This window comes from Ruegeria sp. BF10 (assembly GCF_056538725.1).
Window position 1 is genome coordinate 47,514 of record NZ_JBQFTR010000005.1, and the last position, 19,791, is coordinate 67,304.

Genomic DNA, 19,791 nt, shown 5'->3' on the forward strand with positions numbered 1-19,791 from the left:
AATCGTCAGGCCGCCGGTTGCGACTGGACGATTGACGCCGTGACGGCATCGGTCAATTCGATGGGTTCGTCGTCATCCAGATCCATAAGTTCGGCCAGTTGCGCGCGGGCCCGGTTCACCCGGCTTTTGATCGTTCCAAGAGCGACGCCGCACATCTCGGCTGCTTCCTCATAGGAAAACCCTTGTGCACCGACCAGCACCAGGGCTTCGCGCTGTTCATCCGTCAGTTGGTCAAATGCAACAGCAAAATCCTTCAAGGCCAAGCGTCCGTCATGGTCGGGCTTTTGCGACAGGCTTTCGGCCATCGCGCCATCCACATCCTCGACCTCGCGCTTGCGCTTGCGGCGCAGGGAAAAATAGGTGTTCCGGACGATGGTGAACAACCACGCCCGCATGTTGGTGCCTTCCTGAAACGAGTCGATGTTGCTCCACGCCTTGATCAGCGCATCCTGCACGATGTCATCGGCAACAGAACCGTTGCGGCACAGGCTGATCGCAAAGGCACGCATCGCGCCGATATGTTCGACAAGCTCTTCTCTGGGATCAACCATCCGAGCCTCCCGCGTCACCCGTTTTGGGAACACTGGTCTGGTTGCGCAGTTTTTCGAGAAGATCGACGAACCGATCCGGAACCGGTTCGTTGGCTACCTCATCGAAAGCCCGCTTGAGGTTTTCGTCGATCCGCTTTTCTATTTCTTGCCGATGTTCTCGGCTGGGCTGTGGTTTTGTCATGGCATCATCAGAAATTTTCACTTTTGCTGGAACCATAACGCCCCAGTGTGCGTTTGGTTCCCGAGTTTAGTGAAAAAAATGAGGAAAACATAGATGACCGAGCTGACCGGAGTTTCCGTCGCAGATCAAATTGGCCCGCTCTTGCCGTTTCTGCGCCGTTATGCCCGTGCCCTCACCGGTTCACAGGACAGTGGCGACGCCTACGCCGCAGCATCGCTTGAGGCGATATTGGCAGATCCCGCCCAGTTCGATGCCGATCTCGCGCCGCGGGTCGCGTTGTTTCGTGTTTTTCACGGTATATGGTCAACGTCGGGAATGCCCGTTGACGCTGATGGCGGCAGTTTTGACATCCAATCGCGCGCCCACGCCCAGCTGGCACGCCTGACGCCGAACACGCGCGAGGCCTTGCTGCTACGGACGGTCGAAGAGTTCTCGGTCAGCGATATCGCCGCAATTATGCAGATAGAACCCGCCGAGGCTCAGAAGCTGATCGATATCGCCTACGAGGAAATGGCTCGCCACACTTCTGGCCGCATTTTGATCATCGAAGACGAAGCAATCATCGCGATGGATCTTGAGACGATGGTGGCCGACCTGGGCCACCAGGTCATCGGGGTCGCACGCACCGAGACCGCCGCCATTGACCTGGCCAAGCGCGAGCCGTTCGACCTGATCCTGTCGGACATTCAGCTGGCGGACAAATCTAGCGGAATCGATGCGGTGAACCGCATCATTGCCCAGCACGGCGATTGCCCCGTCATTTTCATCACCGCATTCCCCGAGCGCCTTCTGACAGGCAAAGGCCCCGAACCCGCCTTTCTGATTTCCAAACCCTACACCGAAGAACAGGTCAAATCGGCCGTCAGCCAGGCCATGTTCTTTGCCTCTAGCGCCGTGATCGAGGTCTGACCCGGCAGGACCGCGCTGCAAGAAAAAACTCAGGCGATGAAACACGAGGAACACCATGGAAAACGAGATTGCACAGACCGCAGAGAACGTGACGAACACCGTTTGGGCCGAACTGTCGCAAGTTCTGAATACCGAGCTGTATGACGGGAAATCGCTGAGCGACCTGCTGACGCTCGAGGCCCTTCTTGGCCTTGTCGCGAACACGATCGCCGCGCTGATCCTGTTGGTGCTTGGGCTTGTGATTTCAAGATATGTCAGCCGGAAGATCCGGGGCGTCGGTGAAAAATCGGAACGCCTGGACGATACGTTGTTCAACTTTCTTGGCAATCTGGCGCGCTATACGATCCTGGCGTTTACCGGGCTGTTCATTCTGAACACGTTCGGGGTGCAGACGACGTCGATCATCGCGCTGATCGGTGCCGCCGGTTTGGCCATTGGTCTTGCGTTGCAAGGCACATTGTCCAACGTTGCAGCCGGCGTGATGATCATCCTGTTCCGGCCGCTCAAGATCGGCGATTTCGTCGACGTGAATGGGGTGCTCGGAACTGTAAAAGATATCACCCTGAACTACACCGAAATTGCGGATATGGGGAACGTCAAGGTTATCGTTCCCAACGCCGAGGTGTGGGGAAACACCATCAAGAACTATTCCGTCTACGAGACCCGTCGTGCCGAGTGGACGTTTGGCGTTGGATACGGCGTCAACTTGGCGGAGGCCGAGCGCGTCATTCGCGAGACGATCATGTCGGACGCCCGTTCGCTGGCTGACCCCGAACCGTTCATCCAGGTGAACAATCTTGGCAGCAGCAGCGTCGATTTTCTTGTCCGCGTCTGGTGCAAGTCTTCGGACTACTTCCAATACCAGGCAGACATGAAGCGCAAAGTCAAAGAGGCGTTGGACGAAGCGGATATCAATATTCCGTTTCCGACCCGCACTCTGTTGATTGAAGGCGAAAAGACTCAGCGAGAAAAAGCGATCGCGGCAGAGTAACCTTGACTGTTGACCCCAGATGCCTGAAGCCAGCACTCTTCAGACAAAATTAGGGGTTTGAGCAACGGAGGTGCGGTCATCGGGCTGGGTCGCTAAAATGATTGCCGCGACTGAAACGCCAAAATGAGTTGGCCTGATCCTCTCCCAATGAAGTGGTCCGCCATTATGCTTGGGAAAACCGAAGATCAGCATGGCAACGAAGAGACACAAGCCAGAGGAGATTGTCACGAATAGTAATCCTTGGGCTAGAACCTGAGCGGCAGTACCTGTCTTGGTAGGCCCAGCGCTGGTCAATATGATCCTACTCAGTCATTTCACGCTCAGACTCCGGCTGGCTCGAAGCTCAAACATGCAATTAAGTCCACTTGGCATCCCAGGGCAGGCAAAGGGTCGTGCCAACCTTCTTACCTATCTCGATGCCTGTCTGGTCGAAGCGACGCATGAACTCAGCGCCCGACTCGTCTTGTCTCCGTTGCAAAGTGACAGCTTCCTCTGAATCCGAAACGCTCACTATGGCACGATGAACGTCCTCTTTTAGATTGGGGGGGCAGCCGTTTTCGGTCGAAATCGGGCTCCCGTGCTTGTCAAAGAACTCGCCCGGAGTGACGACGACTTTGAACTGGTTTCCTGCGTCCTTTTCCGGTTTTTCCACCCTGCTTGTGTGACGTCAGCGCCAATGGGACAGTTTAAGTCGATTTGATAAGAGAGGGTTTCTGGCACATCGTACCCACCAAGGAGTGGAGATGAGACAGAAACCCGGAACACGCAAGAGCCACGGCGAGAAGGTTGTCAATGACATCCGCCGTGCCACACGCAAACAGTATTCGGCCGAAGAGAAGACCAGGATCGTGCTGGACGGCCTCAAGGGCGAGGACCACGTCCGAAACCCGTGCCCCCACCGCCACCCGCGGTTTGACATATCTGCAAGGCTGGTTTCCGGACTTGAAAGGGGCTTGCACCCGGTTGCGACACCTTCCCGGGATCCTCGTCCCAGTGGTTGATTGTCGAACCTGACCTTCCTTACCGTTGCGGGGGCAGTGCCGGAATTCCACCGGCTTCCCAATTCTCCGCTGCCTGAGAATCAAACAGCGGCACCTCACGATGGCAGCGTACTTTTTACCCGCTTGGGCGCTGAAATGCTGGCGGCATTTCCGGTTTCAAAACAGACATGGAAACATTCCGGCAAAGTGGACAGCACCGGGATCACGGTCCTTGGCTGAGGGGCGTGGCAGGCCCGCAAGCACGGCGTTCTGCGGGTCCAATGGCCTTGCGGTGTATGCGGCCACGTCTGACATCCACGCCGTCAAACTGACCCCCAACCGCGACGGCGACGGCCTGGTCGCTGTGATCAGAAACGAAACGTTGCGCGTCGCCTGACCTTGGCTGGGAAAGAGAGTGTCAGGCCAAAGGAAAGCGGTTTGCAGCAATGCCCGTTTGGGTGACGTTGATCCGTGCGGGATGGTGCTGGCTTGCCATGAGGCAGGTAAAGACGGCGAATATCCGTCATGCGAGAGTTGCCAGCCCATCCTGTCAACGGATGGTAGAAAACCTCATTTTGTCCATAAAAAATTGTCTTTTTTCGGAAAAACCATTACGTTTTCCGACAATGGTGGAAAACACCGGAGGCAGTAAGAGAGCAGATGCCAAAACCGAAAACAGGTGTTTTGCGGGCAAGGGTTCCTGCGCGCCTCATGGGAAAACGGGATGGTCTGTTTTTCCTCTGGGGGCAGATAGAACGCGCGCGTTTGAAAATCGAATGCGGCGAACGCGCCGAGGGCGCAGCCTCGGACGGGCCAAGGGCGAACACGGCCGGAGAGGTCAAGGGATCGACGACCGCATTGGTGGACGAGTTTATTTTCTACTGACTGTTGTGATGAAACCGGGCCTGGCGGCCCTATTTCTTCTCGAAGAACAGGATGACTTCACCCAGACGGACGCCATAGCGTGAGACATACGCGCGGTTCAGCAGACGGTCGTCATCCAGCAGCCACATCCAGTCGTCGAACTTGACACGCATGGTCCCGTTCTTGATCGGCAGGTCGATCTTGTATTTCCAGTTGAACGTATCCCCGCGTTCAATCCCGCTGGCGGTGCCCAGTACGCCAGGCGCCGTACCGGTCCATGTATCCTCTCCGGTTTTGGTCAATGTCCAGATGCGTTGTTCCGTCGCGCCATCATCGTAGACGAAGTCTTCGATCAGGGTCAGGGTTTCGCCGTCCCATGTCCCGTCGATATCAACTGTGAATCTGCGGGGGATATTTCCCAGAACATCCTGAAACTGACCGTAGGCCACGGTTTTACCGTCGAAGAATTCCTCGAGGTTCAACTGTCGGTCCGACAGAAATGTTTTTGGTACTTTGGGTTTGCTGGAGCAGGCCGCCAGAAGCGCGAGACTCGTGATGGCGACGCAGGCGATGAAAGAGCGAAAGGTGATCATTGCAACGGCTTCCCTTCCGAAGTCGCGTCATACCCGTTCGAACCAATCGCGTGGATCGGTTTTGATTTCGGGTTTGCACGCATCGTGGCGACCAGTTCCGCGACCTTGATGCCGAATTTGCGCATCTCGGACCGGTTCATGATGACGCCGGTTTCTGTCAGGTACATCCAGTCGGTGACATCCAGAGTATGCCCGCCAGCGTCCTCGGGCAGGATGATGCGATAGGTGAGTTTCACGGTTGACCCCGAGATGACACCCCGACCTTCGCCCACGATATCATCCGCCATTGCCGTGAATGTGTCTCCGGTTCCCAGCGTCAGGTACCATTTGCGGGTCATCTGTTTTCCGTTGGAATACGTGAAGTACTCGGTTAGCGTGCCCGCGTTGCCTTGCCATTCACCGGACATGCGCGCGACAAAGCTGTTCGACATTTTGCCGTTGGGGCCATAGATCAGGCCCTCGGACAAGATCTCTCCGTTCAGGTGTTTTTTCAGCGAAAAACCTGGCCCGGTGCCGCTGTAATCGGACGGCGATTGCGCGCGAAAACTCAGCAGCCTTGTGCGGATGAAGACAGCGGTCAGAAGGACCAGAAGGATGATGGTGAAAGCGTTCATTTTCTTGTGACCTCGGTAGGCAGGGTCAACACCATCCCGAACGCTCCGACTTTCAGGATGCAGGGCAGCACCGCATAGGCAAGATTGAGTGTGGTCAGTGCCTGTGCGGAATTGGTTTGACCGGGGGTGAAACCGCTGCGTTCCAGCAGTGGCAGAGTGAAAAAGGCAGCCAGGGCGAGGCCCAGTTTGCCAGCGAAGGACCAGATGCCAAACGCGGCTGATGCGTTCAGCCCGGCCCGGGTCAGCACGACCGAGAACATGGCGGGCAACACGACCATATCCGCGCCAAGGGCCGCGCCCGAGGCGAGACAGATGACGGCGAACCCGGTAAGGTTTCCTGCACTCAGTGTGGCCGCGCCGATAAAGCCAGCGATCGAGAGCGGCATGGCGATTATCAGGGTCTGTTTCGGGCCAATCCTGTTGCTGAGCTTTGCCCAGAGCGGGACGCTCGCGCCTGCACTCAGGAAGAACAGGATCAACAAGGGACCCGCCTTGCCCGGCAGTTGCAGCCGGTCTTCCACAAAAAAAAGAAACAGGGTTGAAGTGATGGCAACCGGAAGGCTGTTTACCAAAGCCAGTGCAAGAAGGCGCAAGCCGCCGGCCTGACCCAGTCCAGAAAAAGACAAACCTGTTCCTGTTATCGGGGTCCGTCGCCAGATCGGGACAGTCAGCACCAGGGTCAGAATGGATAGCAGTCCCAGAAACATTCCGAAAGCGGGGTAGCCTTGGGATTTTGCCCCGAAAGCAAACAACAGGGCTGGTGCGCTGGCTGCGATGACCACGCCGGTCAACTGCCCGCCTTCACGATAGGCGGCCAGTGTCATCAGCTCTTTCGGGTCGGTGCGCTTTGCCAAAGTTGCGCTGCGACCATACAGAAGAATGGTTCCCAGGCTGTATGCTGAAAACAGCAAGATCAGGATTGCGACCAGTTCCGGCACGCTGGCACCCTGCGGCAGATTGAAAAGCAGGGGAAACCCGATCGCCAGCCCCAAAGCCGCCATCGCCGCAAATGCAAGCTGGCCGCCGGGCCATCGGTCGATTGCCCAACCAATCAACGGATCCTGCACCAGATCCACCAAACGGATCACCAGCAGAACGGCACCAATGACCCCAAGGCCAATACCCAGGTTCACGGCTGCAAAGCGCGGCAAGTGGATATAAAGAGGAATACCCGCCGCAGCAAGCATCAGCGCATAAAGACTGACCCGGGGATAGAGCATCATCGCCCCTGTAGCCTGCGCGTGAAGGACGCGGACCGCGTGTTGTCCCCCAGGAATACGGACATGAAACTGCGTTTGATGCCCGGATAGGCCATGGTGCAGGTCTTTTGCCCGTTCAGCCAGAAACTGATCTTGTCGGGACCGTCGGAAACCGCCAGATAGCTGTCCCCTTTTGCCACGGTCTTGAAACACCGGTTCAGTTCGTCGCGAACGGGCGCTGAACGGCCGATGCGGTCCATCTCGTCCAGCGTCGAGTTGACCAGCGCTTTCTTCTTGATGTTCTTGCGATAGGTCAGTTGCAGGGCGATATCTTCGCTCCAACTGAACGGCGCGCCCTTGGGCGTATAAAGTTTGGCGTCATAGATCGGAAAACCCAGATACCGGAACGTCGCGGTTCCGCGCAGTTGGGCATCGTTCAGCTCTTCCGTGACCGGCGATGCGATCAGCCCATTGGGGATCAGCAAAGAAAGTGCAAGAAACGCCGTGCGCCATATCGCCTTATTCGGCGGCGACAGAAATGGCCGGGTCTTTCCCAGGAATGCCATTGTCAGCTCCGATGGTTTGCGGGGCACCATTTATTCGAGCAACGACATGCATCGCGCTGGCTATCCCGTCTTCGTGAAATCCGTGCCGGTTGTAAGCGCCGGCAAACCAGGTTCGGTTCTGTCCCTGCATCTCGCGGATTTGCCCTTGCGCCTTCAGGGCGGCCTTGTCGAATACCGGATGGGCAAATTCGACCTGATCATAGATTTTATCCGCGGGAATTTCTGTTGAGGCGTTCAGCGTTACAAACAGCGGGTCACTGTCCGGAATGTTCTGAAGCCGGTTCATCCAGTAGGTCACGCCCACATCTCCGGCTTGCGAACGATAGGTCCAGCTTGACCAGCAGGCGCGCCGCTTTGGCATCTGACCTGGGTCACAATGCAGTATGGCCGTATTCGGCTGGTAGCGGATCGCGCCCAATGCAGCTGCTTCCGCGGGGGTCGCGCCTTCACCCAAAATGGCAAGCGACTGGTCCGAATGGGTGGCCAGGATGATTTCATCGAACTGATCCACGGCCCCTTGGCTGTGGATGGTGACGCCCATCTCGTCACGGGATACATTCTGAACAGGGCTGGCCAAACGTATTTCTGCCCCCCGCGCACGAAGGGCTGCGTCGATTCGGCGAACATACTCTATGCTGCCGCCTTTGACCGTGTACCATTGATGCTGGTTTGCACGACCACTTGCCAGCAAAGCGTGATTGCGGAAGAACTGTACCAAAGAACGTGCGGGGAACTGATCCACGAACTCGACCGGCGTAGACCAGATGGCACCGCACATCGGCATCAGATAATTGTGCCGAAACCAGTGACCCAGCCGCAGTTGGTCCACCAACTCACCAATCGTGGTGTCGTCGTCCTTGGCGGCTTCGGGGGCTTCTTTGCCAAACCGCAGGATATCGGCGATCATTTTATAGTAGGCCGGGCGCGCCAGGTTGCGCTTTTGAGCGGTCAGAGTGCGCAGGTTGTTCAACCCATATTCAATGCGGCCATTGTCGATGGTCGCGCCAAAGCTCATCTCACTTTCGATCACGGGTACGCCCAGCTCATCGAACAGCCGGGTCAGATAGGGGTAGGTCGCATAGTTGAAGACGATGAAGCCCGTATCGACCGGTTGGTCCTCGTTCTTCCCAGCCATCACCGTGCGGGCATGGCCACCAAGTCGCGGTTCGGCCTCATAGACCGTCACGTCGTTGTTTTCTGAAAGATAGTAAGCGGCGGAGAGACCCGAAATGCCTGCACCTACAATCGCGATCTTCTTCCGTACATTCCGGGTTTCGTCGAACATTCCAGCCTCTTTATGTGACGTTTTACAAGAAGATACGCAGGGTAGGCACAAGTGGATCAATCCGATTGGAAGTTTTTAACAGATGCACTACCTCGTGACTTCTGGTTTGAGCTTCCGTGACTTGCGCCACCGTTTTGATCCAACGCGGATGCGAGGCCGTATTATTGTGACACACAACTGAATCGGCCCACACATGAGCAGCTTTGACGGGAAAACCATTTGGATCATCGGCGCAAGCGAAGGTCTGGGCCGCGCTTTGGCGCAGGCGCTTGGCCGGAAGGGTGCGTCCCTGATCCTGTCGGCGCGCAATTTGGAGCGGTTGTCCGAGATGTGTTCAGAATTGCCGGATGCGCGCGCGATCCGGTGCGATGTAACCGATTTAAACTCTGTTCGTTCGGCTGTTGCCGAGGCGGGGCATGTCGATGGGCTGGTTTACAATGCCGGGGCTTATGACCCCATGCGTTCGGCCGAATGGGACACCGAAGCGTCCCTCAGGATGAGCGATGTGAACTATCTGGGTGCGCTGCGGGTTCTGGGTGAAACCGTTCCGGGCTTTGTCCGGGCTGGCCAGGGAGAGGTTACTTTGATCGGGTCACTGGCCGGGTATCACGGGCTGCCCGCCGCAATCGGGTATGGCGCCAGCAAGGCCGCGCTGATTTCGCTGGCCGAGACGATGCGGCATGATCTGGCGGGTACTGGCGTGACAGTGCGTATCGTCAATCCCGGCTTCATCAAGACCCGACTGACCGAAAAGAACAGCTTCAAGATGCCGATGTTGATGACGCCCGAGGATGCGGCGGATCGCGTGGTCAAGGCAATGTCTCGCCGTCGTTTCCGTACGGATTTTCCGGCACCGTTTTCCTGGTTCATTCGTCTGATTGACTACCTGCCGGACCTGCTGGTTTATCGTGGGAAATAGACTCTAACAAAACTGTCCCTGACAGAACCAGCCTGCGGACATCGTGCCTCCGTGCCCGTAGAACAACCACAGGCGTTCCCCCTGTTCTGTCACCACCACCCAGTAATCGCGCACCCCGCTGCGCCAGTTGGGGTCATCCAGCCACCATTCCGGCGCGATACGTTCCGGGCCGGTGGCCTGCGCCAGTTGCCAGTCGCGCCCACGCCAGCGAAAGGTGCAGGGCACATTCGGGGTTTCCGGCGCCATCACGGGTTCGGGCTGCCACATCTGCAAAGGCCGGGGGCGCGGCGGGGCAGGCCAGTCGCGCGCGGGTTCCGACCAGGCCGCCGCCAGCGTCTGCGCCGTTTTCTCGGGGATATGAGAGGCCGCCGGGTGCCGCCGCGTGATCGCATCCAGCCCCACCCGCGCGCCCAGCTTGGCCGTAAGATCATCCACGGCTGTATTGCCCTCAAGCCGGTTGCGGGCTACGCGGCGCGCTTCGGCATGACCGGCGATGGTGCGGGCATGGATGGGTTCCGTCTGGATCGCCTCAAGCCGCAGCATGTCGATGCCATAGCCAGCGTCAATCTTGTCAATTTTCATCTCTAACAAAGGGCAAATACGATTTTTGTCATAGGTCGGACGGGCCAGGCCGATCTCGATAACCTCAGCGGCCTGATCGGCCCGGTGGGCTTCCAGACGCAGCGTGCGGACCCCGCGCCCTTTCTCTTCCAGCTTGGTGCAGAGCGTTGGCAGAATCCGATCGACGGCAGCCATCACGTCTTCGACCAAGCCAATCGGGTTGGGCAGAGTCATCCGCACCGCAAAGTGATGTGGCGGACGGGCGGGCGAGACCGGCTCGGGCGCGCTGCCCATCGCCTGATCCAGCCGCAGCACCAGCCCGCGCCCGAACCGGCGGGCCAGCGAGGCGCGCGGTTGGCCCAGCAGGTCGCCGATCCGCCGCAGGCCCAGCCGGTTCAGCTGCGCTACGGTCTGGTCGTCCAGCCGCAGCGCCGCGATGGGCAGGGGGCTGAGCGCGCCATAGGCCTGCCCCGGCGGCGCGATCCGGGCCCCATCGCCCACGGCCATCACCCGCGGCGCGGCGCCGCCCTTGGTCCAGTGCCGCCGCTTGCCGGCGCGGGCGCGGGTGGCGCGGGCCTCTTGGGAAATCGCATCGCCGTTGCGGTCGGATGTGGCCTGTTGTCCGGCATAGCGGGCCAGCGCCCAGGCCGCGCCCAACGTGTCGGCGATGCCCATCTGCACGCTCAGGCCCATATCGGCGCAGTCGGTTTCAAGCACGCTCAGCAAGGCCTCTTCACCGCCGAACAGATGGGCGCAACCTGACAGGTCAACGATCAGGCCATGGGGGGCCTCTTCAGCCACCCAGGGGCTGAACTTGCCCGCCCAGCGGCGCAACGCGGTCAGAAACGCGGCCTCGGCCGGGGTGTTGCGGGGGCGGGTGATCAGGCTGGCGCACATGGCATGGGCATCGCGCACCGGCTGGCCCACGCGCAGACCGGCGGCCTGTGCATCAGAGTTCAGCGAGGTGATGACCTGCATGTTCGACTGTTCGGCCACAACGGCCAAAGGCCCGCCATGCAGGCCCCGCGCAGCGCGGATCAGCCGTTCGGCCCCCAGACGGGGGAACCACAGCGAGAGTATTCGGCGTTTGGGCATCGGGCAGACATCAAAATGTTCTTATTTTGTTCTTATCTGAGAATCACCTGCCGAGTCCACGCTTACCCGCAGGTCAGACGCTGAATAACACCGGCGCCGTCCACATAGACGTTCAGCCTGTCGATGCGGTAATCCTGTGTGGCGATGTCATCGGGTCCAAGTACGCGCGACCGCTCGGGGAGGTTCGCCTGAATGGTCGAAATCGGCTGGCCAACGGTATCGGCAAACGGCTCACCCTTGCAAAAGGCCAGATCGACCGGTGCATCTTCTGAGACAACGGCAACATCCTGCGGAATGCTTGTGTCTGCGCAGGCCGCCAGAAGGATAAAGATCGGTAAAAAACGGAGCATTGGCGTTCCTCATTCTGGCAATGTCGTTTCTGCAATATCAAATAATTAGCCGACCTGCCAAGAAAGCACAGTTGAAAACACCCTGCAATTGACGCAGGGTCGGGGCAAAAGTGACAGGGAGACAAATACCATGCGTACCCGTGCTGCCGTCGCCGTACAGGCGGGCAAACCTTTGGAAGTGATGGACGTAAACCTCGAAGGCCCCAAGGCGGGCGAGGTTCTGGTTGAAATCAAGGCCACTGGCATCTGCCATACGGATGAATTCACCCTGTCGGGCGCCGACCCCGAAGGCCTGTTCCCGGCCATTCTGGGCCATGAAGGCGCCGGCGTCGTGGTCGAGGTCGGCCCGGGCGTAACGAGCCTGAAGCCGGGCGATCACGTCATCCCGCTCTACACCCCGGAATGCCGCGAATGCGATTACTGCCTGCATCCCAAGACCAACCTGTGCCAGGCCATCCGCGAGACGCAGGGCAAGGGCCTGATGCCCGATGGCACCTCGCGCTTTTCGACGCTGGATGGGGATCCGATCCTGCACTACATGGGCTGCTCGACCTTTTCGAACCACACGGTCCTGCCGGAAATCGCGTTGGCCAAGGTGCGTCAGGACGCGCCGTTCGACAAGATCTGCTATATCGGCTGCGGTGTGACCACGGGCATCGGCGCGGTGATCAACACCGCCAAGGTCGAGATCGGCAGCCGCGCCATCGTGTTCGGCCTGGGCGGTATCGGTCTGAACGTGATCCAGGGCCTGCGTCTGGCCGGGGCCGATCAGATCGTCGGCGTCGACCTGAACCCGGCCAAGGTCGAGATGGCCGAGAAATTCGGCATGACCGATTTCGTCAACCCGTCCGAGGTCGAGGGCGATCTGGTGCCCTATCTGGTGAACCTGACCAAGGGCGGTGCGGATTACACCTTTGATGCCACCGGCAATGTCGGCGTGATGCGCGCAGCACTGGAATCGGCGCACAAGGGATGGGGCGAATCCATCATCATCGGCGTGGCGCCCGCCGGGGCCGAGATCTCGACCCGTCCGTTCCAGCTGGTCACCGGCCGGTCGTGGCGCGGCACCGCCTTTGGCGGCGCGCGCGGGCGCACGGACGTGCCCAAGATCGTTGACTGGTACATGGAAGGCAAGATCGAGATCGACCCGATGATCACCCACACCATGGGTCTGGACGATATCAACACCGGCTTCGACCTGATGCACAAGGGCGAAAGCATCCGGTCGGTGGTGATCTACTGAACCCCGAATGTGAACGGGCGGGGTTACACCCGCCCGCGTTTGCCCCTATGTTACGGTCAGAATTATACGTCTGAATTGAGAGACCAAGTTGACCAACACCACCACAGAACGCCTTGCCGTTCTGATTGACGCCGAGAATATTCCGGCAAAACACGTCGCCGAAATCTTCGAAGAAGTCGCCACATTGGGCGAGGCCAGTCTGCGCCGGATCTACGGCGATTTTTCCGGCGGTATCCCGCAGGGCTGGAGCGCCGAGAAACTGGCGGAATACGCCATCGTCCCCCATCAGCAATTCGCCAATACCACCGGCAAGAACGCCGGGGACATCGCCCTGGTGATCGACGCGATGGACATTCTGCATTCGGGCCGCTTCGACGGGTTCGTTCTGGTGTCATCCGACAGCGATTTCACCCGCCTGGCCAGCCGCATCCGCGAACAGGGGCTGAGTGTTTTCGGGATCGGCGAGGAAAAGACGCCCAAAGCCTTTGTCGCGGCTTGCAACCGGTTCATCTATATCGAGAATATAAAAAAGGAGGAGGTGCAGGCGAACGATTCCCCGGAGAAAGCTAAGAAGCCCTCTGCCAAACAAGAACTGAACCATGCTTATCAGTTGATCCGGAATGTCGTGCTCAAATCCGAGGAACCGGACGGGTGGGCGGGCCTTGGCTGGCTAGGCAGTCAGCTCAGCATGAACTATCCCGATTTTGACACGCGAACCTATGGCTTCAAGCGGCTGAGCGACTTGGTACGAGCCATCGGGAAGTTCGAGGAAACAGGCGAAAACGGCGGCCTGAAGATCAGATTGAAAGATCAGTAGCAGACGCCCTAGGACCCCGGTCGCGCCGAGGCCCCGGTGTCGGACCGCGGCGAGCGGACGCGCAGAACCGGTTTGTTCGGCGATACATTGGCCCGGCTCTCGCGCCAGACGACGAACACACCGGACGCGATGATGATTGCGGCCCCCACGGCCACCCATTTGTCGGGCCGTTCACCAAAGAACACAGCGCCGAATATCGTGGCCCAGATGATCTGGCTGTACTGGCTGGGCGCGACCACGCCAGCGGGCGCAGCCCGATAGGCCAGGATGATCAGGTGCTGGGCGATCACCGAAAACACGCCGACCAGCGCCATCATCGCCAGATGAAGCAGGGACGGCGGCTGGTAGACCGCCGGTTGCGCCAGGCTCATGACCGCGATCGCCAGCAGCATCGGATACAGGATCAGGACGGCCGAGCGTTCCTCGTTCCCGATCTTGCGCACCAGCACCGATGCGAAGGCGCTGCAGAACGCGGCCGTCAGGGCGGCAAGGTGGCCCAGGGTGATCTCGGTCGCGCCGGGGCGCAGGACGATCAGCACCCCGATCAGACCCATGCCAACCGCAGCCCAGCGCTGGGCCCGGACGACTTCGCCCAGTATCGGAATCGACAGGACCGTGACGATCAGCGGGAAAGAAAACAGCAACGAATAGACCTCGGCCAGGGGCAGGGCCGAAAAGGCATAGAACGCACAGGACATGGCCGTGACCATCAGACCCGAGCGTAGCAACACCAACCAGGGGTGATGCGGCCGAAAGTTGCCCGTGGTCCGGTCCGTCAAGATCGTCACGGCCATCGGGACAAAGGAAAACAGCGTGGCAAAAAAGATGATCTGCATCACCGAGTAGGTCCCGCCCAGCGTCTTGATCAGCGCGTCATGGGTGGCAAAGACCGCAAAGCCCGCGAATGCATAGCCAAGACCCCGGAGGGTGGTGTTCTGAGTGCTCATGGGTCGGCCTCGGGTGATGTGTCGATGTGAAGGGGCAGCGCAAAAGGGGCTGTCTTGTCTCTGACTAACCCTATTTTCTCGACCCGCATAGCCCCCAATTTACCGCTAACATCGCAAGGCAGCCATGACGTGGGCTCAACGCAGGATTGGTGGCGCGTCCTTGGGCTGGCGGGCCGATTGCACCCCGGCCTTCATCCCAACACCGATGCGGCGCGCCAGAGCGACCCAGGGTGTGGCGGTTTCCGGGGGCAGGGTCTGGGTGGCGACCTCTTCGAACAGGTCCAGCCAATGGGCGAACATCTCGGGCTTCACGTCCGGTCGTTCGATATGCACCCGCTGCGGATTGCCGTCATAGCTGCGCTCGAACAGGATGGCGTTGCGCCAGAAGGATGCGATCTTTTCCTCATGCGCGGACCAGTCGGTGACATGGTTGGCGAATACGGGTCCAAGTACCGCGTCCTGCCGCACACGGGCGTAAAAGGCGCGAACCTGTGCGTTGATCTGCTCGGGCGTCGCGGGAAAGCGCGGCGGAAGGGTTGGTCTGGTCATGGTGGCCTGTTTTCGACTCTGTTTTTGGCAGATAGGCGGTTCCGGCGTTATGTGACAGAGGTGGTATTGTCGCGCTGCCCCGGCGTCAGCAGGTGCCGCAGCAGGGCGACCGGATGCGCGCGCAGGCTGAGGCGGGTGGCGACGTAATCTTCGACCACCTGTTCGCCCAGCGACATCCGGGGCAGATGGGCGGCGGGTTCGTCCAGCGCCTCGCCTTCCAGATCCTGCGCGAACAGCGGCAGAGGCCTGGCGGTGGCGATCGCCTTGGCCTGCCACAGCGCCTCGCGCCGGGTCAAGCCGCAGGCGGCAAAGGCATCGGCCTCGGCCAGACGCTCGATCACCGAGGGGCCAAGGCCCGCGCGGCGCCAGACGTCGTCAACCTGATGGTAGCCGTTGCCGCGCGCGGCGGTCAGCCAACTGGCGTCCTCTTCGCTCAGGCCCTTGATCTGGCGGAAGCCCAGCCGCAGGGCCAGCCCGCCATGGCCGTCGGGCTCCATCACGTTGTCCCAGAAGCTGGCATTGATGCAGACCGGGCGCACCTGCACCCCATGCTCGCGCGCATCGCGCACGATCTGGGCGGGGGCATAGAACCCCATCGGCTGCGAATTCAGCAGCGCGCAGGCGAAAATCCCCGGATGGTGGCACTTGATCCAGGCGCTGGCATAGACCAGCAGCGCAAAGCTGGCCGCGTGGCTTTCGGGGAAGCCGTAGGAGCCGAAGCCCTCGATCTGCGAGAAACAGCGCTCGGCAAATTCGGCGTCATAGCCGTTGCGCTGCATCCCGCGCAGGAACAGGGCGCGGAATTCGCTGACATTGCCATGTTTCTTGAAGGTCGCCAGCGAGCGCCGCAGCCGGTCCGCCTGTTCCGGGGTGAAACCCGCGCCGACGATGGCGATCTGCATCGCCTGTTCCTGGAACAACGGCACGCCCAGCGTCTTGCCCAACACCTCGCCCAGTTCGTCCGAGGGGAAGCTGACCTCCTCCTCGCCGTTTCGGCGGCGGATATAGGGGTGGACCATGTCGCCCTGAATGGGGCCGGGGCGGATGATGGCGACCTCGATCACCAGATCATAGAAATTGCGCGGCCGCATCCGGGGCAGAAAGTTCATCTGCGCACGTGATTCCACCTGGAACACGCCGACCGAATCCGCGCGGCACAGCATGTCATAGACCGCCGGGTCCTCGGGCGGCAGGGTGGCGAGCGTATAGCTGGTCTGGTGGTGCTGGCCAATCAGATCAAACGCCTTGCGGATGCAGGTCAGCATGCCAAGGCTCAGGACATCGACCTTGAGGATGCCCAGCGTGTCGATATCGTCCTTGTCCCAGCAGATGACGGTGCGATCCTCCATCGTGGCGTTCTCGATGGGCACCAGCTCGTCCAGACGGCCCTCGGTGATGATGAATCCGCCCACATGCTGGGACAGGTGGCGGGGGAAGCCGTTGATCTCATAGACCAGCATTAGAGTCTGTTTCAGGCGCCGATCCTCGGGGTCGAGGCCGATCTCGCGCATCCGTTCCGCCTCGAGCCCCGAGGCCGAGAAAAACCCCCACAGCTGCGAGGACAGGGCGGAAATCGTGTCTTCGGTCAGGCCCATGGCGCGGCCCACCTCGCGGATGGCGCGCTTGCCGCGATAGTGGATCACGGTGGCGCAGAGCCCGGCGCGGTGGCGGCCATAGCGTTCATAGATGTGCTGGATCACCTCTTCGCGGCGTTCATGTTCGAAATCGACGTCGATGTCGGGTGGCTCGTCCCGCGCCTCGGAGACGAAGCGTTCAAAGACCATTGTGCCCATCTCGGGGCTGACCTCGGTGATGCCGAGACAGAAACAGACGACGGAGTTCGCCGCCGAGCCGCGCCCCTGGCACAGGATGCCGCGCGAGCGGGCGAAATGGACGATGTCGCGGACGGTCAGGAAATAGGGCTCGTATTTCAGCTTGCCGATCAGCGTCAGCTCATGCGCCAGCATCTTTTTGGCTTTCTCGGACGCCCCGGCGGGATAGCGCCATTTCAACCCTTCATGTGCCAGCCGATGCAGGCGCTGGGTCGGGGTTTCCTGGTCGCTGCCCTCGCTGGGATATTCATAGCGCAGCTCGTCCAGCGAGAATGTGAGTTCCTGGCTGAGCGCATAAGCGCGGGCCACGGCGTCCTCAAAGCCCTTGAAGATACGCAGCATCTCGGGTTCCGAGCGCAGGCGCTGTTCGCCATTGGCCAGCGCGTGGCGGCCCAGATCGTCCACCTTGCGGCGCAGGCGGATGGCGGTCAGCACATCACCCAGCTTGCGGCGCGAGCCGTGATGCATCATCGGCGCGGCGCTGGCGATGGTGGGCAGGCCCAGATGGTCGGATTCAGTCTCTAACATTGAGAAAAACGCGGAATCTGCCCCGTCATAGCGGGGATGCATCAGCAGGTGCATGCGCCCGGCAAAGCGGCGCGTCAGCTGTTGCGCCTGTGTCCGCCATCCGCTCGCGCCGCCGGTCGGACGGCCCGCCTGTGGCCAGAGCAGCAGGTGCAGACCGTCGGAGAACTCCAGCAGGTCGGACAGGTGCAGGATGCAGTCGCCCTTGGCCGCGCGCAGCCGCCCGGTGGACAGGATGCGGCACAGGCTGGCCCAGCCCTGCCGGTTGAGGGGCAGGGCGGTGACGGGCGGGGCATCGGTAAAGAGCAGCCGCGCCGCCGGGATCAGCCGCGGCACCGCATGCACCGGAAACGAGGGCGGTTTCGGGATGTGATCGGGGCAGGGCGGGCCGATGGGCGTGTTCTGCTCTTCCCACGCGCGGCGCTCACGCACCTTGCGGGCGATCTCGCGCGCCTGGGTGTGGGCGCGGACGATCCCGGCCACCGAGTTGTCATCGGCGATGGCGATGGCGGGCAGGTCCAGGGTGACGGCGCGCTCCATGTACTCCTCGGGGTGCGAGGCCCCGGTGAGGAAGGTGAAGTTCGACGTGATCGACAGCTCGGCATACATGGCGATTCCACATTATATTCACGTTTTGTTCTTTTTCGAGTCCTTTGCGCAGGAAACGGGTCGCCTGGACCTGAACAGGCGCGCATGGTTGCAGAAAAAGGAGACACGAGATGTTCAAAATCACCGCTCTGCCCACTGACGAAGTCCGCGCCCTTCAGGCAGGTCAGCCTGATGCCTATGGCCACACGCCCGAGCGCGCCGTTTCGTCGGGGGCTGGCAATCCCTGTCGCCACTGCCTGAGGAACATCCCCGAAGGCGCAGAGATGCTGATACTGGCGCATCGCCCCTTTTTAGAGCCACATCCCTACGCTGAAACAGGACCGATCTTTCTGTGCGCAACGCCTTGCAAGCGCTATGAAGGCGACGCCCTGCCCGAGATTTTGACCACTGCACCGGACTATCTGATCAAGGGGTATGGACCAGATGACCGGATCGTTTATGGCACCGGGGCAATCACGCCAAAAGATCAGATCGACGCAAAAGTCAGCGCCATCTTTGCCCGCCCGGACGTGGCCTATATTCACGTAAGATCGGCACGGAACAACTGCTACCAAGCGCGGATAGACCGGGTTTAGAGCTTGACCCGGTGCAAGCCCCGGCGTGGCTGGTCCTGATCGTCGGCCGGGGCATCGTCGGCGCGCGAGGAGGTCAGGGCCAGGAACACGTCCTCGAGATCGGCCTCTTCGGTGCGCACGTCGCGGATGCGGATGCCGGCCGCCCGGACGGATTCCAGAACCTGCTCGGCGCTGGTCCGGGCGCTGCGATATTGCAGTATCAGGCTGCCGTCTTCACGTAAGCTGGCCTCGACGCCTTCGGTCACCGGCAGGTCGACCACCGGGGTGTCGGGAACAATGACCATGGTCCGGCTGTCCATGCGGCCCAGCAGGTTTGCGGTACTGTCCTGAGCGATCTTTTCACCGTGGTTGATGATGGCGATCTCGTCGCACATCTCCTGCGCTTCTTCCAGATAGTGGGTGGTCAGGATGATGGTCATGCCCTGTTCGTTCAGCTTGCGCACATTGGCCCACAGCATCTGGCGCAGTTCGATGTCCACGCCTGCCGTGGGTTCGTCCAACACCAGGATTTTGGGGTGATGGACCAGCGCCTTGGCCAGCAGCAGCCGCCGCCGCATCCCGCCCGACAGCGTGCGGGCATAGGCCTCGGCCTTGTCGCTGAGGCCGACCAGTTCAAGGATCTCATCGCTGCGGCGTTCGGATTTCGGGACGCCGTACAGGCCTGCCTGAACCTCCAATGCACCCCGAGGGGTGAAAAACGGGTCAAGGTTCAGCTCTTGCGGCATGACACCAATCGCGGCGCGGGATTGTCGCGGATTCTGATCCTGATCGAAACCCCAGATCGATACACGGCCCGAGGACTTCACCACCAACCCGGCGAGAATATTGATCAGGGTCGATTTCCCGGCGCCATTCGGGCCCAGCAGCCCAAAAACCGAACCCCTGGGAACAGTCAAATCAATGCCTTTCAGCGCGTGTTTTTCAGGCTGACCCTTGCCGCCACGATAGGTTTTGCACAGACCTTCGATCCTGATTGCCGCATCGCTCATGTGGCTCTTGCCCCCGGATTGCTCATCGCTCATAAACGCACCTAATG

The 19,791-nt window shown here is 60.2% G+C and carries 22 protein-coding genes, 1 pseudogene and 1 riboswitch; of the genes and pseudogenes, 8 read left to right on the forward strand and 15 right to left on the reverse strand.

Annotated elements, in window-relative coordinates; all coding sequences use genetic code 11:
- Window positions 1-5: 5 nt before the first annotated feature.
- Together ACR0DJ_RS17070 and ACR0DJ_RS17075 are read right to left on the reverse strand one after the other, a co-directional pair.
- Window positions 6-551, reverse strand: a complete 546-nt coding sequence (locus tag ACR0DJ_RS17070; protein WP_480685774.1) for an RNA polymerase sigma factor — start codon at window positions 549-551, stop codon at window positions 6-8.
- Entirely contained in the window at window positions 544-732 is a 189-nt protein-coding gene (locus ACR0DJ_RS17075; protein ID WP_480685776.1) for a NepR family anti-sigma factor, read from the reverse strand. The genes ACR0DJ_RS17070 and ACR0DJ_RS17075 overlap by 8 nt, the downstream gene beginning before the upstream one ends.
- Before the next feature lie 93 nt (window positions 733-825).
- Here ACR0DJ_RS17075 and ACR0DJ_RS17080 point away from each other — a divergent pair, with 93 nt between their 5' ends.
- On the forward strand, window positions 826-1,641 hold the full coding sequence (locus ACR0DJ_RS17080) for a response regulator (protein ID WP_480685778.1): 816 nt from the start codon (window positions 826-828) through the stop codon (window positions 1,639-1,641).
- Window positions 1,642-1,696: 55 nt separating this feature from the next.
- Window positions 1,697-2,632 carry a mechanosensitive ion channel family protein gene (locus tag ACR0DJ_RS17085; protein ID WP_171172690.1) on the forward strand — a complete coding sequence of 312 codons (936 nt, stop codon included), beginning with the start codon at window positions 1,697-1,699 and terminating at the stop codon, window positions 2,630-2,632.
- A gap of 355 nt (window positions 2,633-2,987) precedes the next feature.
- On the opposite strand, the gene ACR0DJ_RS17090 is transcribed toward ACR0DJ_RS17085, so the two are convergent.
- Window positions 2,988-3,284: a hypothetical protein gene (locus ACR0DJ_RS17090; protein ID WP_480686302.1), complete on the reverse strand. Its 297-nt coding sequence runs from the start codon at window positions 3,282-3,284 to the stop codon at window positions 2,988-2,990.
- 91 nt (window positions 3,285-3,375) lie between these two features.
- Here ACR0DJ_RS17090 and ACR0DJ_RS17095 point away from each other — a divergent pair.
- Window positions 3,376-3,525 (forward strand): annotated as a pseudogene (locus ACR0DJ_RS17095) (IS3 family transposase); the annotation flags it as partial.
- Window positions 3,526-3,542: 17 nt separating this feature from the next.
- Window positions 3,543-3,746: riboswitch (cobalamin riboswitch) on the reverse strand.
- Between the two features lie 43 nt (window positions 3,747-3,789).
- Here the strand turns inward: ACR0DJ_RS17095 and ACR0DJ_RS17100 are convergent.
- A complete protein-coding gene (locus tag ACR0DJ_RS17100) occupies window positions 3,790-4,158 on the reverse strand; it encodes a hypothetical protein (RefSeq protein ID WP_480686303.1) in 369 nt (122 codons plus the stop codon).
- A 114-nt stretch (window positions 4,159-4,272) separates the two neighbouring features.
- Between ACR0DJ_RS17100 and ACR0DJ_RS17105 the strand changes: the two genes are divergently transcribed.
- A complete protein-coding gene (locus ACR0DJ_RS17105) occupies window positions 4,273-4,497 on the forward strand; it encodes a hypothetical protein (protein ID WP_170346793.1) in 225 nt (74 codons plus the stop codon).
- Between the two features lie 29 nt (window positions 4,498-4,526).
- Here the strand turns inward: ACR0DJ_RS17105 and ACR0DJ_RS17110 are convergent, their stop codons facing one another.
- From ACR0DJ_RS17110 to ACR0DJ_RS17130, 5 genes are read right to left on the reverse strand one after another with little or no spacing between them, the layout of a single operon-like run.
- On the reverse strand, window positions 4,527-5,069 hold the full coding sequence (locus ACR0DJ_RS17110) for a DUF3833 family protein (RefSeq protein ID WP_480685779.1): 543 nt from the start codon (window positions 5,067-5,069) through the stop codon (window positions 4,527-4,529).
- Window positions 5,066-5,683, reverse strand: coding sequence for a DUF3833 domain-containing protein (locus ACR0DJ_RS17115; RefSeq protein ID WP_480685780.1), 618 nt, complete (start codon window positions 5,681-5,683; stop codon window positions 5,066-5,068). The genes ACR0DJ_RS17110 and ACR0DJ_RS17115 overlap by 4 nt, the downstream gene beginning before the upstream one ends.
- Complete coding sequence (locus ACR0DJ_RS17120; protein WP_480685782.1) at window positions 5,680-6,903, reverse strand: MFS transporter; 1,224 nt, start codon at window positions 6,901-6,903, stop codon at window positions 5,680-5,682. Before ACR0DJ_RS17120 ends, ACR0DJ_RS17115 begins: the two co-directional genes overlap by 4 nt.
- Complete coding sequence (locus ACR0DJ_RS17125) at window positions 6,903-7,448, reverse strand: hypothetical protein (protein ID WP_480685784.1); 546 nt, start codon at window positions 7,446-7,448, stop codon at window positions 6,903-6,905. Before ACR0DJ_RS17125 ends, ACR0DJ_RS17120 begins: the two co-directional genes overlap by 1 nt.
- Window positions 7,402-8,733, reverse strand: a complete 1,332-nt coding sequence (locus tag ACR0DJ_RS17130; RefSeq protein WP_480685786.1) for an NAD(P)/FAD-dependent oxidoreductase — start codon at window positions 8,731-8,733, stop codon at window positions 7,402-7,404. Before ACR0DJ_RS17130 ends, ACR0DJ_RS17125 begins: the two co-directional genes overlap by 47 nt.
- 193 nt (window positions 8,734-8,926) lie before the next feature.
- On the opposite strand from ACR0DJ_RS17130, the gene ACR0DJ_RS17135 reads away from it, so the two are divergent.
- Window positions 8,927-9,652 (forward strand): SDR family NAD(P)-dependent oxidoreductase, encoded by a 726-nt coding sequence (locus tag ACR0DJ_RS17135; RefSeq protein WP_480685787.1) that lies wholly within the window; start codon window positions 8,927-8,929, stop codon window positions 9,650-9,652.
- 3 nt (window positions 9,653-9,655) lie between these two features.
- Here ACR0DJ_RS17135 and ACR0DJ_RS17140 read toward each other — a convergent pair whose 3' ends face one another.
- Together ACR0DJ_RS17140 and ACR0DJ_RS17145 are read right to left on the reverse strand one after the other, a co-directional pair.
- Window positions 9,656-11,308 (reverse strand): Y-family DNA polymerase, encoded by a 1,653-nt coding sequence (locus tag ACR0DJ_RS17140; RefSeq protein WP_480685789.1) that lies wholly within the window; start codon window positions 11,306-11,308, stop codon window positions 9,656-9,658.
- Window positions 11,309-11,370: 62 nt separating this feature from the next.
- Window positions 11,371-11,658: an I78 family peptidase inhibitor gene (locus ACR0DJ_RS17145; protein ID WP_257599580.1), complete on the reverse strand. Its 288-nt coding sequence runs from the start codon at window positions 11,656-11,658 to the stop codon at window positions 11,371-11,373.
- 130 nt (window positions 11,659-11,788) lie between these two features.
- Here ACR0DJ_RS17145 and ACR0DJ_RS17150 point away from each other — a divergent pair, with 130 nt between their 5' ends.
- Both ACR0DJ_RS17150 and ACR0DJ_RS17155 read left to right on the forward strand, forming a co-directional pair.
- Window positions 11,789-12,901 carry an S-(hydroxymethyl)glutathione dehydrogenase/class III alcohol dehydrogenase gene (locus tag ACR0DJ_RS17150; protein WP_480685790.1) on the forward strand — a complete coding sequence of 371 codons (1,113 nt, stop codon included), beginning with the start codon at window positions 11,789-11,791 and terminating at the stop codon, window positions 12,899-12,901.
- Window positions 12,902-12,989: 88 nt separating this feature from the next.
- A complete protein-coding gene (locus tag ACR0DJ_RS17155; protein WP_480685791.1) occupies window positions 12,990-13,718 on the forward strand; it encodes an NYN domain-containing protein in 729 nt (242 codons plus the stop codon).
- 8 nt (window positions 13,719-13,726) lie between these two features.
- On the opposite strand, the gene ACR0DJ_RS17160 is transcribed toward ACR0DJ_RS17155, so the two are convergent.
- From ACR0DJ_RS17160 to ACR0DJ_RS17170, 3 genes are all read right to left on the reverse strand, one after another.
- Window positions 13,727-14,665: a DMT family transporter gene (locus ACR0DJ_RS17160; RefSeq protein WP_170346783.1), complete on the reverse strand. Its 939-nt coding sequence runs from the start codon at window positions 14,663-14,665 to the stop codon at window positions 13,727-13,729.
- A gap of 135 nt (window positions 14,666-14,800) precedes the next feature.
- A complete protein-coding gene (locus ACR0DJ_RS17165) occupies window positions 14,801-15,214 on the reverse strand; it encodes a group III truncated hemoglobin (protein ID WP_480685792.1) in 414 nt (137 codons plus the stop codon).
- A gap of 47 nt (window positions 15,215-15,261) precedes the next feature.
- Window positions 15,262-18,180 (reverse strand): error-prone DNA polymerase, encoded by a 2,919-nt coding sequence (locus tag ACR0DJ_RS17170; protein WP_480685794.1) that lies wholly within the window; start codon window positions 18,178-18,180, stop codon window positions 15,262-15,264.
- 110 nt (window positions 18,181-18,290) lie between these two features.
- Here ACR0DJ_RS17170 and ACR0DJ_RS17175 point away from each other — a divergent pair, with 110 nt between their 5' ends.
- Window positions 18,291-18,755 carry a DUF1203 domain-containing protein gene (locus ACR0DJ_RS17175; RefSeq protein ID WP_170346780.1) on the forward strand — a complete coding sequence of 155 codons (465 nt, stop codon included), beginning with the start codon at window positions 18,291-18,293 and terminating at the stop codon, window positions 18,753-18,755.
- Here the strand turns inward: ACR0DJ_RS17175 and ACR0DJ_RS17180 are convergent.
- Entirely contained in the window at window positions 18,752-19,744 is a 993-nt protein-coding gene (locus ACR0DJ_RS17180) for an ABC transporter ATP-binding protein (RefSeq protein WP_425080008.1), read from the reverse strand. The genes ACR0DJ_RS17175 and ACR0DJ_RS17180 overlap by 4 nt on opposite strands.
- Window positions 19,745-19,791: the final 47 nt, after the last annotated feature.

Coding starts and splice junctions, on each gene's coding strand:
- ACR0DJ_RS17070 (WP_480685774.1), bottom strand. CDS start 551: ATGGTTGATCCCAGAGAAGAGCTTGTCGAACATATCGGCGCGATGCGT.
- ACR0DJ_RS17075 (WP_480685776.1), bottom strand. CDS start 732: ATGACAAAACCACAGCCCAGCCGAGAACATCGGCAAGAAATAGAAAAG.
- ACR0DJ_RS17080 (WP_480685778.1), top strand. CDS start 826: ATGACCGAGCTGACCGGAGTTTCCGTCGCAGATCAAATTGGCCCGCTC.
- ACR0DJ_RS17085 (WP_171172690.1), top strand. CDS start 1,697: ATGGAAAACGAGATTGCACAGACCGCAGAGAACGTGACGAACACCGTT.
- ACR0DJ_RS17100 (WP_480686303.1), bottom strand. CDS start 4,158: ATGGGCTGGCAACTCTCGCATGACGGATATTCGCCGTCTTTACCTGCC.
- ACR0DJ_RS17105 (WP_170346793.1), top strand. CDS start 4,273: ATGCCAAAACCGAAAACAGGTGTTTTGCGGGCAAGGGTTCCTGCGCGC.
- ACR0DJ_RS17110 (WP_480685779.1), bottom strand. CDS start 5,069: ATGATCACCTTTCGCTCTTTCATCGCCTGCGTCGCCATCACGAGTCTC.
- ACR0DJ_RS17115 (WP_480685780.1), bottom strand. CDS start 5,683: ATGAACGCTTTCACCATCATCCTTCTGGTCCTTCTGACCGCTGTCTTC.
- ACR0DJ_RS17120 (WP_480685782.1), bottom strand. CDS start 6,903: ATGCTCTATCCCCGGGTCAGTCTTTATGCGCTGATGCTTGCTGCGGCG.
- ACR0DJ_RS17125 (WP_480685784.1), bottom strand. CDS start 7,448: ATGGCATTCCTGGGAAAGACCCGGCCATTTCTGTCGCCGCCGAATAAG.
- ACR0DJ_RS17130 (WP_480685786.1), bottom strand. CDS start 8,733: ATGTTCGACGAAACCCGGAATGTACGGAAGAAGATCGCGATTGTAGGT.
- ACR0DJ_RS17135 (WP_480685787.1), top strand. CDS start 8,927: ATGAGCAGCTTTGACGGGAAAACCATTTGGATCATCGGCGCAAGCGAA.
- ACR0DJ_RS17140 (WP_480685789.1), bottom strand. CDS start 11,308: ATGCCCAAACGCCGAATACTCTCGCTGTGGTTCCCCCGTCTGGGGGCC.
- ACR0DJ_RS17145 (WP_257599580.1), bottom strand. CDS start 11,658: ATGCTCCGTTTTTTACCGATCTTTATCCTTCTGGCGGCCTGCGCAGAC.
- ACR0DJ_RS17150 (WP_480685790.1), top strand. CDS start 11,789: ATGCGTACCCGTGCTGCCGTCGCCGTACAGGCGGGCAAACCTTTGGAA.
- ACR0DJ_RS17160 (WP_170346783.1), bottom strand. CDS start 14,665: ATGAGCACTCAGAACACCACCCTCCGGGGTCTTGGCTATGCATTCGCG.
- ACR0DJ_RS17165 (WP_480685792.1), bottom strand. CDS start 15,214: ATGACCAGACCAACCCTTCCGCCGCGCTTTCCCGCGACGCCCGAGCAG.
- ACR0DJ_RS17170 (WP_480685794.1), bottom strand. CDS start 18,180: ATGTATGCCGAGCTGTCGATCACGTCGAACTTCACCTTCCTCACCGGG.
- ACR0DJ_RS17175 (WP_170346780.1), top strand. CDS start 18,291: ATGTTCAAAATCACCGCTCTGCCCACTGACGAAGTCCGCGCCCTTCAG.
- ACR0DJ_RS17180 (WP_425080008.1), bottom strand. CDS start 19,744: ATGAGCGATGCGGCAATCAGGATCGAAGGTCTGTGCAAAACCTATCGT.